The following is a 16,990-nucleotide window of genomic DNA, read 5'->3' on the forward strand; positions in this document are numbered from 1 at the left end:
CCTCGCCGGCCTTCACCGGCGACGGTCGCGATTGCAGGCCGAGGCGATGCGCCTTGCCGATCACGGCGTTGCGGCTGACGCCGGTCAGCGCTTCCGCGATCTGGCTGGCGGTCATCCCGCTTTCCCACATCTGCCTGAGCTGTTCGATCCGCTCGTCGGTCCACGACATTGGTCTTCACTTCCTTGGCCTGGCGAGGCTTGTCGCTGGGCGGTGGCGCGCTTACGCCGCCCCCATGCCCGAAACCTCGCTCGAAACACAGCATCCCGCACCCGGCGTGCCGGTGATCCCTGTCATAAACTGGGGGGGACTTCGTGCCCTCTATGTGAAGGAGGTGAGGCGTTTCTTCAAGGTGCAACTCCAGACGGTGTGGGCACCGGCCTTTTCGGCGCTGCTGCTGCTGCTGGTTTTCTCGATCGCTTTCGGGCGCGGCGGCCAGCTCGTGATGGGCGTGCCCTTCGCTGCCTTCGCGGCGCCGGGGCTGATCGCGATGGCGATGATGCAGGCGGCGTTCGCCAATGCCAGCTTCTCGCTGCTCGTCGGCAAGATGCAGGGCACGATCGTCGATTATCTGATGCCGCCCTTGTCCAGCGGAGAATTGCTCTCGGGTCTCACCGGCGCCTCGATGACGCGCGCGATCCTCGTCGGCCTCGTCCTCTGGATCGCGATGCTGTTCTGGCCCTTGACGCGCAATATTCCCGCGCATCCGATCGTGGCGATCTGGTTCGGCCTGCTCGGCGCGGCGATGCTGTCGCTGCTCGGCGTGCTGACCTCGATCTGGGCCGACAAGTTCGATCATAATGCCACCATCACCAATTTCGTGGTGCAGCCGCTGTCGCTGCTGTCGGGCACCTTCTATTCGATCGAGGGGCTGCACGGCGCCTTCCGCGCGTTCAGCCACGTCAATCCCTTCTTCTACGTGATATCGGGCTTTCGCTACGGCTTCCTCGGCACCACCGACAGCAACGTGCTGCAGGGTTCGGCGGTGCTCGTCGCGGTCAATCTCGTGCTGGGCGTCGTCTGCTATGTGCTGCTGCGGCGCGGCTGGAAACTCAAATATTAGACCGGAACCGCCCCGGGGATCGCCCGGGGCAGCGGCGGCGTCTATAGCTTCGCGAGCGCTTCCTTGATCTTGAGCTTTTGCTTCTTGAGCCTGTGTACCAGCGTCTCGTCGGGCCTCGGCCGTTGCGATTCGTTCGAGATGCGGGCGTCCAACGTGGCGTGCTTGGCAAGAAGCGCGGCTGAATGGGAATCGGACATCGACTCACTCCTCCATGGCTCAGGGGGGTGTGAGTAAATCACGCTTCCAGGGCGCTGTCTCGCCCGATTCGCGCGGGGTGCGGCAACCTGTGCCCGATCGGCCTTGAGCGGCGCGGGCCGAGGCCCTAACGCGCGACGTTCGGGGCAAGCGAGGCGGGGCGTGATGGAAGAGGCCGAGATCATCGGGCGGGTGGGCCTGCTTCGTCAGGAGCATCGCGATCTCGATGCGGCGATCGACGCGCTGATCTTCGCGCCCGCTGCCGATCAGCTCCAGATCGCCCGTCTCAAGAAGCGCAAGCTCGCGCTCAGGGACGAGATCGCGCACCTCGAGGATCAGCTCATCCCCGACATCATCGCCTAAGAGGCTGCGGACGTAAAACGCCCCCGCCACGCAAGGTGAGGCGGGGGCGTCGATCCTCGCGCTGGGCGAGGGGGAGGGCGGTCAGGCCGCCTGGCGGTCGTTGACGGCTTCCAGCGTCGGCTGCTGGCCGTCGATCGCGATGTTGCGCGGCTTCTTATGCTCGGGCACCTCGCGCACCAACTCGATGTTGAGCAGGCCGTCGGCATAGGCCGCGCCGGTCACGCGGATCGTGTCGGCGAGCTGGAAGCGGCGCTCGAACGCGCGCTTGGCGATGCCGCGATGCAGGAATTCGCGGCCCGGTTCGCCATCCCTGGCCTCGACGGCGCGGCCGGTGACGATCAGGACATTGTCCTGCGCGGTCAGCTCCAGCTCGTCGCGGGTGAAGCCCGCGGTCGCCATCGCGATGCGATAGCTGTCCTCGCCGACCTTCTCGATATTGTACGGCGGATAGCTGTCACCCTCGCCGCGCGTCGCGAGATCGACGAGGCGGTTGATATTTTCGAAACCGATCGAGCTGCGGAGCAGCGGGGCAAAATCGAACGTGCGCATAAAATCTCCAATCCTTTTCACAAGCAATTGAATCCGGCCTGCGGGATACCCGCCAGACCTGCCGTTCCGCCCCGGATGGCGACGGTTCGACGATGCCGAGATAGGATCGGAAAAGGCGCGTTCAAGCCTCGCCGGCCGGCTTCCGCGTTCGGCGGCGGCGATCGGGCGGTCAGGCAACTGCCTGCTGCTCGCGATAAAAACCGACTGGGCTTTCGGTGTGCGCCGGCCCGTCCTACATCGCGCGGCTCGTATCGCTCGCCCGAGGATTTCCCGATGCCCCAATATGATGTCGACCTTTTCGTGATCGGCGCGGGATCGGGCGGGGTACGTGCCAGCCGGGTGGCGGCGGCGCACGGCGCCAAGGTTGCGGTGGCCGAGGAATATCGCGTCGGCGGCACCTGCGTGATCCGCGGCTGCGTGCCGAAGAAACTGCTCGTCTACGGCGCGCATTTCGCCGAGGATCTCGCCGACGCCCGCCGCTTCGGCTGGAACGTCCCCGATTGCGGTTTCGATTGGACGGTGCTGCGCGACAACGTCCTCGAAGAGGTCAAGCGCATCGAAGGCGTCTATGGCGAGACGCTCGCCAACAACAAGGTCGAATTGATTAAGGAACGCGCGATCGTCACCGGCCCGCACGGCGTCAGGCTCGCCGGCGGGCGCGAGGTCACCGCGAAATATATCCTCATCGCCACCGGTGCGACGCCCGACGTTCCCGAATGCCCCGGCCATGAGCATGGATTCACTTCGAACGAGGCGTTCGACTTGGACGAGGTGCCGAGGCGGATCGTCATCGCCGGCGCGGGCTATATCGCCAATGAATTCGCGGGCATCTTCCACCAGTTCGGCAGCCACGTCACGCTCGTCAACCGCACCGACGTCATCCTGCGCGGCTATGACGAGCAGATCCGCGATCGCTTGCTCCAGATCGCAACGATGAAGGGCATCACCTTCAAATTCCACGCCGCTTTCGAAAAGGTCGAGAAGCAGGACGATGGCTCGCTGCTCGTCCATGTCAGCGGCGGGCATGAGCCGATCGCCTGCGACGCGCTGATGTTCGCCACCGGCCGCCGCCCGCTCACCGCCGGCCTAGGCCTCGAAAGCGCCGGCATCACGCTCGACGATCGCGGCGCCATCCCGGTCGACGAAGACAGCAAGACGGGCTGCGACAGCATCTACGCGGTCGGCGACGTCACCAATCGCGTCCAACTCACCCCCGTTGCGATCCGTGAAGGCCAGGCGTTCGCCGACACGCTCTTCGGCAACAAGCCGCACCGCGTGAATTATGATTGCATCCCGAGCGCGGTGTTCAGCCATCCGCCGCTCGCGGGCGTCGGCCTTACCGAAGCGCAGGCGAAGAATAAGTTCGGTTCGGTAAGAACTTACACGTCGGACTTCAGGGCGATGAAGAATGTCCTGGCGGGTCGCCACGAACGCTCGCTCTACAAATTGGTCGTGCATTCGGAAACAGATGTCGTCCTCGGAATCCACATGATCGGCCCCGATGCCCCCGAAATCCTCCAGGCCGCCGCCATCGCGGTCAAGGCCGGCCTCACCAAGCAGGATTTCGACGATACCGTCGCGCTTCACCCCAGCATGGCCGAAGAGCTCGTGCTCATGCGCTGAACGGAGGAGCCCGTTTCGCGGATCATTCCAACCGCTGCGGCATTTACCCCGCTCCTGACGAAGCGGAGGAAGCGATGGCGCGATTCGGATACAAGCTCATGACCGAGGAGCATGCTCCGAAGGCGCTTGTCGAAAACAGCGTGCGCGCCGAGGCCGCGGGCTTCGATTTCCTTTCCATCTCCGATCATTTCCACCCCTGGCTGCAATCGCAGGGCCATGCTCCCTTCGCCTGGAGCGTGCTCGGCGCGATCGCGCAGGCGACCTCCAGCATCGCCATAGCCACGGGCCTGACCTGCCCGATCATCCGCTATCATCCCGCGATCATCGCCCAGGCCGCCGCGACGATCGCCCTGCTCAGCGACGATCGCTTCACGCTCGCGGTCGGCGCGGGCGAGCGGCTCAACGAGCATGTCACCGGCGCGCGCTGGCCGTCGATTCCCGAGCGCCACGAAATGCTCGGCGAGGCGATCGACATCATCCGTCTGCTTTGGAGCGGCGGTGTCCATACCCATCCGGGCCGGCATTATGTCCTCGATCATGCGCAGCTCTATGACGTGCCCGATCGGCCGATCCCGTTGATCGTGGGCGTCAGCGGGCCGAAATCGGTCGAGCTCGCGGTGGAGAAGGCCGACGGCATCATGGCGACCGAGCCGAAGCCTGATCTCGTGAGCGGTTTCCGCGACGGGAAGGGGCAGGGGCCCGCTTATGCCGAGGCGGTGCTCGCCTTCGCCGCGACCGAGGAGGAAGGGCTGAAGATCGCCCATGATCGCTTCCGCTTTTCCGCGCTCGGCTGGGCGGTCAACAGCGAGCTTCCGACGGTCGCGGGCTTCGAAGCCGCGACCGCCTATGTCAAACCTGAGGATTTGGCGGAATCGGTCGCCGCCGGCCCCGATGTCGAAAAGCATGTCGCGGCGGTGAAGAAATATCTCGACGCGGGCTTCGATCACATCGTGCTGACCTGCCCGGGAGAGGATCAGGCCAGCTTTCTCGCCTTCTTCGAAAAGGAGCTGAAGCCCGAGCTCGCGAAACTGGCCTGATTTGCCAACGAAAAGGGCGCCGACGGCCGAGCCGCGGCGCCCTATATATCGCTACCGATCAGCCGAAGCTGACGTTGGTCCGCGTGCGCTTGCGAAGCGCCCCGCCGAGCAGGCCGAAGCCTGCGACCATCATCGCCCAGCTCGCCGGCTCGGGAACCGAAGGCGCCTCGAGCGCGCTCACCGTGAGCGTGCCGAGGGCGCGAGCGTCCGAGTCGCCGTTGCTGCCGTAAAGCGTGAAGCCGTAGGACTGGCCCGCGACGAGATCGAGCGTCACCGTGCCGGTATAATCGAAGCCGCCCGACGGCGACGAGCAGCAATTGGCAGGTCCGGTGTTGTAGAGCGTCTGAACGTCGGCGCCGGAAAAAGCCGAAAGCTCGGCGCGCACGTTGAAATAAGCGTAGAAACCGCTGCTGTCGTAGCTGAACGTCTGCGTGCCCGTGCTGTCCGCGATGCCGGACAGCGTCCACGTCAGCCCCGAATAGACGCCGCTGCCGGCATAGCTGTAATCGAACGTCGTGGTGGCCGCGTCGGGATAGGTGGTGGTCACTGTCCCGGGGCCGCTGCCGATCAAGGGCGCGGCATTGACGGCGGTGGAAGCGATCGCCAACGCGCACGCCCCGGCAAGCAAGCCAAGCTTTTTCATGGATTTCCCCCTTCGTGGCGGAAGACCCCCGTCTCCGCGCTTCCAGGAAAGTGCCCGAAACGGGCCTTAGCGTCAATTAACTATTTTGACCTTGCCAATGTGTCGCATGCCCGTCGTACCGGGCGGGATCACTTGCCCCGGTTCTTGCGATGCTCGGCCATGTCGAGCACCGTATTGTCGCCCTCGGGAAGCAGCCCCAGCCGCCGCGCGATCTCCTGATAGGCCTCGACCTCGCCGCCCAGATCCTGGCGGAAGCGATCCTTGTCGAGCTTTTCGTTGGTCGTCATGTCCCACAGGCGGCAGCCGTCGGGGCTGATCTCGTCGGCCAGGATGATCCGGCTGAAATCATTCTCCCAGATCCGCCCGAATTCCAGCTTGAAATCCACCAGCCGCACCCCGACGCCCGCGAACAGCCCGCTCATGAAATCGTTGACGCGAATCGCCATGTCGGAAATGTCGTGCATCTCCTCCTGGCTCGCCCAGCCGAAGCAGGCGATATGCTCCTCGCTGACCAATGGATCGCCGAGCGCGTCATCCTTGTAATAATATTCGATGATCGTGCGGGGAAGCTGATAGCCTTCCTCGAGGCCGAGCCGCTTGGCGAGCGATCCCGCCGCGACGTTGCGGATCACTACCTCGATCGGCACGATTTCGACCTGGCGGATCAATTGCTCGCGCATGTTGAGGCGGCGGATGAAGTGCGTCGGCACGCCGATATTGCCGAGCAATGTGAAGACATGCTCGCTGATGCGGTTGTTGAGCACGCCCTTGCCGCTGATCGTGCCCTTCTTCTGCGCGTTGAACGCGGTGGCGTCGTCCTTGAAATATTGGATCAGCGTGCCCGGCTCCGGACCCTCGTAGAGGATCTTGGCCTTGCCTTCGTAGATCTGGCGGCGGCGGGTCATCGCGCTCTCCGGAACTTGCCCAAGCGGCAGAAAAGAGAAAAACCCCGGCGCGCGAGCACGATGGCGGGCGCGTTCGGGGCGTAGGCGAAGGCCTATACGGGATCGCCCGCGCCTCCGCAACGCGCGTCGGGCGGCAGGCCCGCCGCCCGCCGGATTTACGGGCAAATCGCGGGCGAGGCTCAGGCGGCCGCCATCGCTTTCTCGAGATTCTGCACGATCGCCTCGAAGAATTGCTCGGTGGTCATCCATGCCTGATCGGGGCCGATCAGGATCGCGAGATCCTTGGTCATCTTGCCCTCCTCCACCGTCTGGATGCACACGCGCTCCAGCGTCTCGGCGAAGCGGGTCACCTCGGGCGTATCGTCGAACTTGCCGCGAAACTTGAGCCCGCCCGTCCAGGCGAAGATCGAGGCGATCGGATTGGTCGAGGTCTGCTTGCCCTGCTGGTGCATGCGATAGTGGCGGGTGACGGTGCCGTGCGCCGCCTCGGCCTCGATCGTATTGCCGTCGGGCGTCATCAGCACCGACGTCATCAGACCCAGCGAGCCGAAGCCCTGCGCGACCTGATCGGATTGGACGTCGCCGTCGTAATTCTTGCACGCCCAGACGAACTTGCCGCTCCACTTGAGCGCGCTAGCCACCATGTCGTCGATCAGGCGATGCTCGTAGACGATGCCCGCTTCGGCGAACTTGTCCTTGAATTCGCTGTCGAAAACCTCCTGGAACAGATCCTTGAAGCGGCCGTCATAGGCTTTCAGGATCGTATTCTTGGTCGAAAGATAGAGCGGCCATTTGCGATCGAGCGCATAGTTCATGCTGGCGCGGCCGAAGTCGCGGATCGAATCGTCGAGATTGTACATTCCCATCGCGACGCCGGCCGAGGGGAAATCGAACACTTCCTTCTCGATCTTCTGGCCGTCCTTGCCCTCCCAGATCATGCGCAGCTTGCCGGGGGCGGGGACGAGGAAGTCGGTCGCGCGATATTGATCGCCATAAGCGTGACGCCCGACGACGATCGGATCGGTCCAGCCGGGAATCAGCCGCGGTACGTTCTTGATGACGATCGGCTCGCGGAAGATCGTGCCGCCCAGGATGTTGCGGATCGTGCCGTTGGGCGATTTCCACATGCTCTTGAGGCCGAATTCCTCGACGCGCGCCTCATCGGGCGTGATCGTCGCGCACTTCACGCCGACACCGTACTGCTGGATCGCCCTGGCGCTGTCGATCGTGATCTGATCGTCGGTCTCGTCGCGCTTCTCGACCGAAAGATCGTAATATTTCAGGTCGATATCGAGATAGGGGAGGATCAGGCGCTCGCGGATCCATTGCCAGATGATTCGCGTCATCTCGTCCCCGTCGAGCTCCACGACCGGGGTCTTCACCTTGATCTTCGCCATGCGACACGCTTTCCGATTGATGGGTTTGCGGCCTCCTAGGGCGCGGGCCGGCGCGATTCAACCGCGACCATGCCGACAATGCACGTTGCTCAACCCGGACGCCTGCTCGTACAAGGTGGCGCATGAGCTCGCTCGAGACGCGCCCCGATACGACCCCGAGCGCCCAGTGGCGCTGGCCCTCGGTCCACCCGGAGGGGCGCAAGTTCGCGCTGATCTCGGCGGGGATCACCGCGCTGATGTTCCTCGTCGTCTCGCATGTCCTCGGCTGGCTGATGATCGGCGTCACGATCTGGGTGGCGGCCTTCTTCCGCGATCCGGTCCGCGCGGTGCCGCAGGGAAAGGGGCTGATCGTCGCCCCCGCCGACGGGCTGATCACGATGATTCAGCAAGTGGCGCCGCCGCGCGAACTGGTCGGCGAAGACGCGCTGGGGACCGAGCCTTTAATCCGCGTGTCGATCTTCATGTCGGTGTTCGACGTCCATATCAACCGCGCGCCGATCGCGGGCACCATTTCGCGCGTCGTCTACATTTCGGGCAAGTTCGTGAATGCCAGCCTCGACAAGGCGAGCGAGGAGAATGAGCGCCAGCATCTGCTCGTCGAGGGTACGGACGGCACGCGCGTCGGCTTCACGCAGATCGCCGGCCTCGTCGCGCGGCGCATCCTGCCCTTCGTCAAGCCCGGCGATATCGTCGCGGCGGGGCAGCGCATCGGCCTGATCCGCTTCGGCAGCCGCGTCGACGTCTATCTGCCCGCGGGCGCCGCGCCCCGGGTTGCGCTCGGCCAGCGTTCGATCGCCGGGGAGACGATCCTCGCCCGGCTCGGCGACGGCGAGGCGGCGCGCGGGTTGCCGCTATGAGCTACGCGCCGAAAGCCTCCGTGCGCTGCCTGTGAACCGCCCGATCCGCGTGCGGCGCGAGCTGTCGCTGCGCACCATTCCGCCCAATGCGATCACCGTGCTCGCGCTTTGCTTCGGGCTGACCGGCGTGCGCTTCGCGATCACCGGCGAGTGGGAGAAAGCGGTCGGCGCGATCATCGTCGCGGGTATCCTCGATGGTCTCGACGGCCGCATCGCGCGAATGCTCAAGGGCGACAGCCGCTTCGGCGCCGAACTCGATTCGCTGTCGGACGTCATCGCCTTCGGCGTCTCGCCCGCGATCATCCTCTTCCTGTGGTCGCTCTCCTTCGTCCCCAAATATGGCTGGGTGATAGCCCTCACCCATGCGGTCTGCTGCGCGCTCCGCCTCGCGCGCTTCAATTCCCAGATCGATGCCGGCAATCCGATGAAGACGGCAGGCTATCTCACCGGCGCCCCCGCACCCGCCGGCGCGGCGCTGGCGCTGCTTCCCGTCATTCTCTGGCTCGCAACCGGCCTCGATGTTTTCCAGCGGACCTATATCGTGGCACCTTGGACGATCATCGGCGCGCTGCTGATGATTTCCGATCTGCCCACCTACGGCTGGACTTCGTTCAGGCTGCGCAAGGGCTGGCGGCAATCGGCGCTGTTGCTGATCGCCCTGATCGGCACCGCGGTAATCACCGCGCCCTGGGCGACCTTGAGCATTCTCGTCATTCTCTACGCGGCGGCGATCCCCTTCGCCTCGCGAGGCTACGCCCGGGTCAGGCGGCACGCCTCAGCGGCGCAACCTCTATCCTGACGAAGGTCGCGCGCCGCGCGCTGGTCATGCGGAAGCGAGGCGGCAGCGGCGCGTCGGCCGGAAGCGTATGGCCAAGGCCGAGTGCTGCGCGCACCGCATCCCAATCCTGGATCAAAACCAGACCGATCAGGGCGATCGCGCCGATGGCGATCGCGGCGAAAAGCAGGGTAATAAAGGCTTGCAGCATATGGGTTACTCCTGTTCGTGGCGCCTTCCACGAACGAAAGGCAAACCGACCCGATCGGCTCCGGTTCCACTTGTTCACCATATGTTCCTACATGTCAAGCTTGAATTTCACGAGACTCTGATTTAGAGGCCGCGCCATTCCACATGCGGGGCATCCATACCGGTGCCGCTCGGGGCGTGCCCCAGGCGGTTCCTGCCCCGCAGAGGTTCAACCGGGTTAGGAGAAAACATCATGGCGGCACCGTCCGTTTCCATGCAGGCGCTGCTCGACGCGGGCGCGCATTTCGGTCACCAGACGCATCGCTGGAATCCCAAGATGAAGCCGTACATCTTCGGCGACCGCAACGGCATCCACATCATCGATCTGTCGCAGACCGTGCCCCTGATGGCGCGCGCGCTCGATTTCATCTCGTCCACGGTCGGCGCGGGCGGCAAGGTGCTGTTCGTCGGCACCAAGCGCCAGGCGCAGGATCCGATCGCCGATGCCGCGCGCGCCTCAGGCCAGCATTTCGTCAACCACCGCTGGCTGGGCGGCATGCTCACCAACTGGAAGACGATCTCGGGCTCGATCAAGCGGTTCAAGAGCCTCGAGGAGCAGCTCTCGGGCGACACGCACGGCCTCACCAAGAAGGAGGTGCTCCAGCTCACCCGCGAGCGCGACAAGCTGGAGCAGTCGCTCGGCGGCATCCGCGACATGGGCGGCGTCCCCGACATCATGTTCGTGATCGACGCGGGCAAGGAAGAGCTGGCGATCAAGGAGGCCAACACGCTCGGCATCCCCGTCGTCGCGGTGCTTGATACCAACGTCAGCCCCGATGGGATCGCCTTCCCGATCCCGGCGAACGACGACGCCAGTCGCGCGATCCGCCTCTATTGCGATGCGGTCGCCACCGCCGCCACGCGCGGCAACGCGCAGGTCCGTCGCGACAGCGGCGAGGATGTCGGCGCCGCCGAGGCCCCGCCCGTCGAGGAAGCGCTGGCGTAATCCACGGAGACCGTTCGTCCCGAGCGAAGTCGAGGGACGTTCCGGCTGTCATCGACGTGTCTCGACTTCGCTCGACACGAACGGGGAGGAGAAAGCGGTGCTTTCTCCGCACCGGCTATAACGAAAGGATCGACTTATGGCGGAGATCACCGCTGCTGCCGTGAAGGACCTGCGCGAGCGCTCGGGCGCCGGCATGATGGATTGCAAGAAGGCGCTGACCGAGACCGGCGGCGACATGGAAGCCGCGATCGACTGGCTGCGCACCAAGGGCCTCGCCACCGCCGCCAAGAAGAGCGGCCGCACCGCGTCCGAGGGACTCGTCGGCGTTGCGGTCGAGGGCAAGGCGGGTGCCGCGGTCGAGGTCAACAGCGAGACCGATTTCGTCGCCAAGAACGAGCAGTTCCAGGATTTCGTCAGCACCGTCTCTAAGATCGCGCTGACCACCGGCGACAGCATCGAGGCGCTGGCGTCGGCCGCTTATCCGGGCGGCGGCACCGTCCAGGAGAAGCTCACCGCCAACATCGCGACGATCGGCGAGAACCAGCAGCTCCGCCGCGCGCGGGTCGTGCGCGTTAACGAGGGCGCGGTCGTGCCCTATGTCCACAATGCGGCGGCCGCCGGCATCGGCAAGATCGGCGTGCTCGTCGCGCTCGAAGGCTCGGCGCCGGTCGCCAGCATCGAGGCGCTGGGCAAGCAGCTCGCGATGCACATCGCCGCCGCCAACCCGCTGGCGCTGCACGAGGAGGGCCTCGACGAGGCTCTGGTCGAGCGCGAGCGCGCGATCGCGATGGAGAAGGCGGCCGGATCGGGCAAGCCGCAGAACATCATCGAGAAGATGGTCGAAGGCGCGATCGCCAAGTTCCGCAAGGAAAACGCGCTGACCTCGCAGCTCTTCGTGATGGATAACAAGACCAAGATCGCCGACGTGATCGCCGCCGCCGCCAAGGAGGCGGGAGGCTCGATCGCGCTCGTCGATTATGTCCGCTTCCAGCTCGGCGAGGGCATCGAGAAGGAGACGTCGGACTTCGCCGCCGAGGTCGCCGCCGCCTCGGGCGTGCCGCAGCCCGTCGCCTGAAAAGACTCCGCCCGTCCGGCATCGTCGGAAGGGTTTTCTTGAGCGGCGCGCGCCTCTAAGGTGCGCGCCGTTTCCATGAGGATCGGACCTTTCGCCGCATGCCGCAGCCGCCGTTCAAACGCATCCTGCTGAAGCTGTCCGGCGAGGTGCTGATGGGCGAGGGGGGCCTGTCGATCGATCCGGCGGTGACCGCGCGCGTCGCCGACGAGATCGCGCACGCCAAGGGCATGGGCTTCGATCTCTGCATCGTCGTCGGCGGCGGCAACATCTTTCGCGGCATGGCGGGTGCCGCGCGCGGCATGGAGCGCGCGACCGGCGACTATATGGGCATGCTCGCCACGATCATGAACGCGCTCGCGGTGCAGAATGCGCTGGAGCAGATCGGGGTCGAGACGCGCGTCCAGTCCGCGATCAGCATGCCTTCGATCGCCGAGCCCTTCATCCGCCGCCGCGCGATGCGCCATCTCGAGAAAGGCCGGGTGGTGATCTTCGCTGCCGGCGTCGGCAGTCCTTTCTTCACCACCGATACCGGCGCCGCGCTCCGGGCGGCAGAAATGAACTGCGATGCCTTGTTCAAGGGCACCTCGGTCGATGGCGTCTACGATGCCGATCCCAAGCTTGTGCCGGGCGCAAAGCGCTACGAAACGGTCACTTTCAGCAAGGTGCTGTCGGACAATCTGCGCGTGATGGATGCCAGCGCGGTGGCCTTGTGCCGCGACAACAATATTCCGATCGTCGTGTTCAACATCCGCGAGCAAGGCAATCTCGCGCAGGTGCTTGCCGGGTCCGGCACCGCGACGATCGTGCAGAACGAGGGAGAGTAAGTCATGGCCGCCTACAGCAAGGCCGATCTTGAACGCCGCATGGCGGGTGCGCTGGATGCGCTGAAGCACGACCTCCAGGGCCTGCGCACGGGCCGCGCCTCGACGTCGCTGCTCGATACGATCACCTGCGAAGTCTATGGCAGCCATATGCCGCTCAACCAGGTCGCGACCGTTACCACCCCCGATTCGCGGATGCTCGCGGTGCAGGTGTGGGACAAGTCCAACGTCGGCGTCGTCGACAAGGCGATCCGTTCGGCGGGACTGGGGCTCAACCCGATCGTCGACGGCCAGAACCTCCGCATCCCGATCCCCGATCTGACCGAGGAGCGCCGCAAGGAGCTCGCCAAGCTCGCCGGCCAATATTCGGAGAAGGCCAAGATCGCGGTGCGCAACGTCCGCCGCGATGGCATGGACGCGCTCAAGACCGACGAGAAGAAGGGCGAGCTCAGCGAGGACGAGCGCAAGCGGCTCGAGACCGAGGTGCAGAAGCTCACCGACGCGATCGTCGCCGATCTCGATGCCGCCGCCGCCGCCAAGGAGAAGGAAATCCTCGGCAGGTGACCGGCTCCGCCGCCAGCCAGGCGCCGGCCTCCAGCGGGGGTGGCGGCACGCCCGCGCGCCACGTCGCGATCATCATGGACGGCAATGGCCGCTGGGCGAAAAAGCGCTTCCTGCCGCGCCTCGCCGGGCATCGCCAGGGCATGGAGGCGGTGCGCCGCACGATCACCGCGGCGGGCGAGCTCGGGCTGGAGGCGCTGACGCTCTACGCTTTCTCCTCGGAGAATTGGCGGCGCCCGGCGGGCGAGGTTGCGGACCTGATGGGGCTGCTGCGCCACTATCTCCGCCGCGAGATCGATGCGCTCGATCGCAACAACGTCCGGCTCCGCCTGATCGGCGAATGGCGGCGCTTCGAGCCCGATCTGGTCGAGCAGCTCGACGCCGCGTGCCGGCGGCTGGAGAGGAACGACGGACTGACCGTCGCGCTTGCGCTCAATTATGGCGGGCAGGACGAGCTGGTCCGCGCCGCGCGCGCGCTGGCCGAGGAGGCGAAGGCGGGCGGGCTCGATCCGGCGGCGATCGATGCGCAGGCGATCGAGGATCGGCTCGATACCAAGGGCCTGCCGCCGCTCGATCTGCTGATCCGCACGTCGGGCGAGACGCGGCTGTCCAACTTCCTGCTTTGGCAGGCGGCCTACGCCGAGCTGCTGTTCACCGACACGCTCTGGCCTGATTTCGATCGCGCCGCGCTGGAACGGGCGCTCGAATGTTTCGGGCGGCGCGAGCGCCGGTTCGGCGGGCTGTGACGCCGCGATGATGAACGATCTCAAGCTGCGCACCCTCGTCGGCGCCGGACTCGCCGTGGTGGCGATCGCGGCGCTGGCGATCGGCGGCATCGCCTGGTGGGCGCTGCTCGCGCTGATCGGCCTCGGCATGATCGTCGAATGGTGCGGGCTCGCCGGCGCCACCCGCCCCCGCCTCGTCGTCGCGCTGGCCGGAATGGTGGTGGGCCTGGCGCTGGCCTGCCCGTTGTTATGGGGGGCCGATCGATCGACGGTTGCGGCCTTCGTCGGGCTGGCGCTGCTCGTCGGCCTGCTCACCAACAACGGCCGGATCGGGACGGGGCTCTGCTATGCCGGATTCCCCGTCGCCGCTTTGCTGTTCCTGCGCGATGGCCCGCATGGCTTCGCGGTCGCGCTGTGGACATTGCTGATCGTCTGGGCGACCGATATCGGCGCCTATTTCGCCGGCCGGCTGATCGGTGGCCCGCTGCTTGCCCCCAGGCTCAGCCCCGGGAAGACATGGGCGGGGCTTGGCGGCGGCATGGCGGCGGCGCTGCTGGTCGGCGCGCTGGTGGCGTTCGCCGCGCGGCTGGCACCCGGCTATTACTGGCTCGGCGCGCCGATGGCGCTGCTCGCGCAGGCGGGAGACCTCTACGAAAGCGCGCTCAAGCGGCGCGCCGGGGTCAAGGATTCGGGACGGCTGCTGCCCGGACATGGCGGGCTGCTCGACCGGCTCGACGGGCTGGTGCCGGTGGCGGTGGCGGTGGGCGCGCTGGTCGCCAACAACAGCCTGGCGGGATGAGCGTGCGCAGCATCACCATTCTCGGCGCGACGGGCTCGATCGGCACCTCGACGCTCGATCTCGTCGAGCGCGCACCCGATCGCTTCAGCATCCATGCGCTTACCGCGCAGCGGGACGTGGCGGGCCTCGCCGCCGTGGCGCGCCGCACGCGTGCCAGGCGCGCGGTGATCGGCGATCCGGCGCTCTATTCGGAGTTGAGCGAGGCGCTCGCGGGGAGCGGCACGATCGTCGCCGCCGGCGCGCAAGCGATCACCGATGCCGCCGCCGAGGGCGCGGACTGGACGATGGCGGCGATCGTCGGCACCGCGGGTCTCAAGCCGGTGATGGCCGCGCTCGCCGGCGGGCGGACGGTGGCGCTCGCCAACAAGGAATCGCTGGTCTCGGCGGGCAGCCTGATGACTCGTGCCGCCAGCGATCTCGGCGCCACCCTGCTGCCCGTCGATTCCGAACATAATGCGGTATTCCAATGCTTTCCGCATGGCTCTGCCGAGCGGGTACGAAAGATCATCCTCACCGCCAGCGGCGGCCCGTTCCGCACGATGCCCGCCGACCGGATGGCGGCGATCACCCCGGCCCAGGCGGTCAAGCATCCCAATTGGTCGATGGGCGCCAAGATCTCGGTCGATTCGGCGACGCTGATGAACAAGGGGCTCGAACTGATCGAAGCCTTTCACCTCTTCCCCGTCGGCGCCGACAAGCTCGACGTGCTGGTCCACCCGCAATCGGTCGTCCACAGCATGGTCGAATATGTCGACGGCTCGGTGCTTGCCCAGCTCGGCACGCCCGATATGCGCACCCCGATCGCGCACACGCTCGCCTGGCCCGAACGGATGGAGACGCCGTGCGCGCGGCTCGATCTCGCCCAGGTCGGCCGGCTCGATTTCGAAGCGCCCGATTTCGATCGCTTCCCGGCGCTTGGGCTCGCGCTAGCAGCGCTGCGCGAGGGGGGGGCGACGCCCGCCGTGCTCAACGCCGCCAACGAAGTCGTCGTCGCCGCCTTCCTCGAAGGCCGCACGCGCTTTCTCGACATTCCCTTAATCGTCGCGAAAGTCGTCGAACGCTATCGTCCGTCTGCGCCCGCCACGATCGACGACGTGCTGGTGATCGATGGCGAGGCGCGGATTTTCGCCCGCGAGATTTTGGAGACTGTGGCGGCATGATCCTTCTGGCGATCTTCGGCTTCCTGATCGTGATCGGGCCGCTCGTGTTCCTCCACGAGCTCGGCCATTATGCGGTGGGCCGCCTGTTCGGGATCAAGGCCGAGACTTTCTCGATCGGCATGGGCCGCGAGCTGACCGGCTGGACCGATCGGCGCGGCACGCGCTGGAAGCTCTCGATGCTGCCGATCGGCGGCTATGTGAAATTCGCCGGCGACATGGGGCCTGGCGGACGCAGCGATCCCGCCTGGCTGCGCCTGCCGCCCGCGGAACGCGCGGTGACGTTCCAGGCCAAGCCTTTGTGGCAGCGCTTCCTCGTCGTCGTGGCGGGGCCGGTCACCAACCTCCTGCTCGCGATCGCGATCTTCGCGGGTTTCTTCGCGGCGTTCGGCGTGCCGCGCACACCCGCGGTGATCCAGGCGATCCTGCCGCATTCGGCCGCCGAGAAAGCGGGGCTGCGCATCGGCGATCGCGTGACGCGGATCGCCGATCGCGGGATCGATCGCTTCGAGGATATCAGCCACGTCGTCGCCTTCCGCCCCGGCCAGGCGCTGACCGTCGAGGTGATGCGCGGCGGCCGGCTGTTGACGCTGGCGGTGGTGGCGGGCACCGATACGCAGACCGATCGCTTCGGCAACGTCATCAAGCGCGGGCTGCTCGGCGTCATCCCCGGCCCACAGGAGATCGTGCGCGCCGGCCCGATCGAGGTGGTGCGCGCGGCGGTCGATCATACCTTCGGGATCATCCGCACGATGGTCGACGTGATCGGGCAGATCGTCAGCGGGCGGCGTTCGGCGAGCGAGCTCGGCGGGCCGATCCAGATCGCGCGCTTCTCCGGCGAACAGGTTTCGATGGGGCCGCTGCCGCTGATCGAATTCATGGCGATGATTTCGATTAATCTCGGCTTCATCAACCTTTTGCCAATCCCGATGCTGGATGGCGGGCACCTCTTCTTTTACCTGTTCGAGGGCATCGGGCGGCGGCCGCTGCCCGAGCGCGTGCAGGAATGGGCGTTCCGCTCCGGGCTCGCCGTGCTGCTCGCCTTCATGGTCTTCGTGACGTTCAACGATCTCGGCTCGCTCGGTCTCTGGCAAAAGCTTGCCGGCTTGATCGGTTGATCGGGATGGGGCAGGGCGGCACCGCCGGATCGGGGCCCCGGCGCATATTATTTTTAAAGGCTGACGGGTGATCTCTTCGTACAGGACCGGCGGATGCCGCAGCGGGCAGCGCATCGTATCGATGCTGCTGATCG

Annotated in this window: 21 protein-coding genes; 14 read left to right on the forward strand and 7 right to left on the reverse strand. The window is 66.0% G+C overall.

All coding sequences use genetic code 11. From position 1 onward, the window contains the following. Positions 1-169: GcrA family cell cycle regulator (locus HUU94_RS03555; protein WP_217429557.1), on the reverse strand; the 169-nt coding region annotated here is incomplete at its 3' end. Positions 170-233: 64 nt separating this feature from the next. Between HUU94_RS03555 and HUU94_RS03560 the strand changes: the two genes are divergently transcribed. Beyond that, complete coding sequence (locus HUU94_RS03560; protein WP_174273742.1) at positions 234-1,061, forward strand: ABC transporter permease; 828 nt, start codon at positions 234-236, stop codon at positions 1,059-1,061. Between the two features lie 41 nt (positions 1,062-1,102). Here the strand turns inward: HUU94_RS03560 and HUU94_RS03565 are convergent, their stop codons facing one another. Further along, positions 1,103-1,258 carry a YdcH family protein gene (locus tag HUU94_RS03565; protein WP_174273743.1) on the reverse strand — a complete coding sequence of 52 codons (156 nt, stop codon included), beginning with the start codon at positions 1,256-1,258 and terminating at the stop codon, positions 1,103-1,105. Positions 1,259-1,421: 163 nt separating this feature from the next. Between HUU94_RS03565 and HUU94_RS03570 the strand changes: the two genes are divergently transcribed. Further along, positions 1,422-1,619: a YdcH family protein gene (locus tag HUU94_RS03570; protein WP_174273744.1), complete on the forward strand. Its 198-nt coding sequence runs from the start codon at positions 1,422-1,424 to the stop codon at positions 1,617-1,619. Between the two features lie 81 nt (positions 1,620-1,700). On the opposite strand, the gene HUU94_RS03575 is transcribed toward HUU94_RS03570, so the two are convergent. Beyond that, entirely contained in the window at positions 1,701-2,168 is a 468-nt protein-coding gene (locus HUU94_RS03575; RefSeq protein WP_174273745.1) for an Hsp20 family protein, read from the reverse strand. A gap of 273 nt (positions 2,169-2,441) precedes the next feature. Here HUU94_RS03575 and gorA point away from each other — a divergent pair, with 273 nt between their 5' ends. Then, positions 2,442-3,791 carry a glutathione-disulfide reductase gene (gene gorA, locus HUU94_RS03580; RefSeq protein ID WP_174273746.1) on the forward strand — a complete coding sequence of 450 codons (1,350 nt, stop codon included), beginning with the start codon at positions 2,442-2,444 and terminating at the stop codon, positions 3,789-3,791. A gap of 74 nt (positions 3,792-3,865) precedes the next feature. Continuing rightward, positions 3,866-4,828 carry a TIGR03557 family F420-dependent LLM class oxidoreductase gene (locus tag HUU94_RS03585; protein ID WP_174273747.1) on the forward strand — a complete coding sequence of 321 codons (963 nt, stop codon included), beginning with the start codon at positions 3,866-3,868 and terminating at the stop codon, positions 4,826-4,828. Between the two features lie 58 nt (positions 4,829-4,886). Here the strand turns inward: HUU94_RS03585 and HUU94_RS03590 are convergent, their stop codons facing one another. The 3 genes from HUU94_RS03590 to HUU94_RS03600 all read right to left on the reverse strand — a co-directional run bounded on the left by HUU94_RS03590 (position 4,887) and on the right by HUU94_RS03600 (position 7,773). Continuing rightward, positions 4,887-5,471: a PEPxxWA-CTERM sorting domain-containing protein gene (locus tag HUU94_RS03590; protein ID WP_174273748.1), complete on the reverse strand. Its 585-nt coding sequence runs from the start codon at positions 5,469-5,471 to the stop codon at positions 4,887-4,889. Positions 5,472-5,599: 128 nt separating this feature from the next. After that, complete coding sequence (gene purC, locus HUU94_RS03595; RefSeq protein ID WP_174273749.1) at positions 5,600-6,376, reverse strand: phosphoribosylaminoimidazolesuccinocarboxamide synthase; 777 nt, start codon at positions 6,374-6,376, stop codon at positions 5,600-5,602. Between the two features lie 179 nt (positions 6,377-6,555). Then, complete coding sequence (locus HUU94_RS03600; RefSeq protein WP_174273750.1) at positions 6,556-7,773, reverse strand: NADP-dependent isocitrate dehydrogenase; 1,218 nt, start codon at positions 7,771-7,773, stop codon at positions 6,556-6,558. 122 nt (positions 7,774-7,895) lie between these two features. On the opposite strand from HUU94_RS03600, the gene HUU94_RS03605 reads away from it, so the two are divergent. Both HUU94_RS03605 and HUU94_RS03610 read left to right on the forward strand, forming a co-directional pair. Then, a complete protein-coding gene (locus tag HUU94_RS03605) occupies positions 7,896-8,630 on the forward strand; it encodes a phosphatidylserine decarboxylase (protein ID WP_174273751.1) in 735 nt (244 codons plus the stop codon). A gap of 25 nt (positions 8,631-8,655) precedes the next feature. Continuing rightward, positions 8,656-9,429, forward strand: coding sequence for a CDP-alcohol phosphatidyltransferase family protein (locus tag HUU94_RS03610; protein WP_174273761.1), 774 nt, complete (start codon positions 8,656-8,658; stop codon positions 9,427-9,429). On the opposite strand, the gene HUU94_RS03615 is transcribed toward HUU94_RS03610, so the two are convergent. After that, complete coding sequence (locus HUU94_RS03615; protein WP_174273752.1) at positions 9,392-9,616, reverse strand: hypothetical protein; 225 nt, start codon at positions 9,614-9,616, stop codon at positions 9,392-9,394. The genes HUU94_RS03610 and HUU94_RS03615 overlap by 38 nt on opposite strands. Positions 9,617-9,847: 231 nt before the next feature. Here HUU94_RS03615 and rpsB point away from each other — a divergent pair, with 231 nt between their 5' ends. The 8 genes from rpsB to rseP all read left to right on the forward strand — a co-directional run bounded on the left by rpsB (position 9,848) and on the right by rseP (position 16,856). Further along, positions 9,848-10,600, forward strand: coding sequence for a 30S ribosomal protein S2 (gene rpsB / locus HUU94_RS03620; RefSeq protein ID WP_174273753.1), 753 nt, complete (start codon positions 9,848-9,850; stop codon positions 10,598-10,600). A 136-nt stretch (positions 10,601-10,736) separates the two neighbouring features. Further along, entirely contained in the window at positions 10,737-11,675 is a 939-nt protein-coding gene (gene tsf / locus HUU94_RS03625) for a translation elongation factor Ts (protein ID WP_174273754.1), read from the forward strand. A gap of 98 nt (positions 11,676-11,773) precedes the next feature. Next, the gene (pyrH, locus tag HUU94_RS03630; RefSeq protein ID WP_174273755.1) at positions 11,774-12,499 is read left to right on the forward strand and encodes a UMP kinase; all 726 of its coding nucleotides are present in this window, start codon (positions 11,774-11,776) and stop codon (positions 12,497-12,499) included. A 3-nt stretch (positions 12,500-12,502) separates the two neighbouring features. Beyond that, positions 12,503-13,060 carry a ribosome recycling factor gene (gene frr / locus HUU94_RS03635; protein ID WP_174273756.1) on the forward strand — a complete coding sequence of 186 codons (558 nt, stop codon included), beginning with the start codon at positions 12,503-12,505 and terminating at the stop codon, positions 13,058-13,060. Beyond that, complete coding sequence (locus tag HUU94_RS03640) at positions 13,057-13,803, forward strand: isoprenyl transferase (RefSeq protein ID WP_174273757.1); 747 nt, start codon at positions 13,057-13,059, stop codon at positions 13,801-13,803. Before frr ends, HUU94_RS03640 begins: the two co-directional genes overlap by 4 nt. Positions 13,804-13,813: 10 nt before the next feature. Continuing rightward, positions 13,814-14,581 carry a phosphatidate cytidylyltransferase gene (locus HUU94_RS03645; protein ID WP_368039839.1) on the forward strand — a complete coding sequence of 256 codons (768 nt, stop codon included), beginning with the start codon at positions 13,814-13,816 and terminating at the stop codon, positions 14,579-14,581. After that, positions 14,578-15,741 carry a 1-deoxy-D-xylulose-5-phosphate reductoisomerase gene (locus tag HUU94_RS03650; RefSeq protein ID WP_174273759.1) on the forward strand — a complete coding sequence of 388 codons (1,164 nt, stop codon included), beginning with the start codon at positions 14,578-14,580 and terminating at the stop codon, positions 15,739-15,741. Before HUU94_RS03645 ends, HUU94_RS03650 begins: the two co-directional genes overlap by 4 nt. Further along, the gene (gene rseP / locus HUU94_RS03655) at positions 15,738-16,856 is read left to right on the forward strand and encodes an RIP metalloprotease RseP (RefSeq protein ID WP_174273760.1); all 1,119 of its coding nucleotides are present in this window, start codon (positions 15,738-15,740) and stop codon (positions 16,854-16,856) included. Before HUU94_RS03650 ends, rseP begins: the two co-directional genes overlap by 4 nt. Positions 16,857-16,990 lie beyond the last annotated feature (134 nt).

The organism is Sphingomonas bacterium (genome assembly GCF_903644055.1).
Lineage (GTDB): Bacteria > Pseudomonadota > Alphaproteobacteria > Sphingomonadales > Sphingomonadaceae > Sphingomonas_I.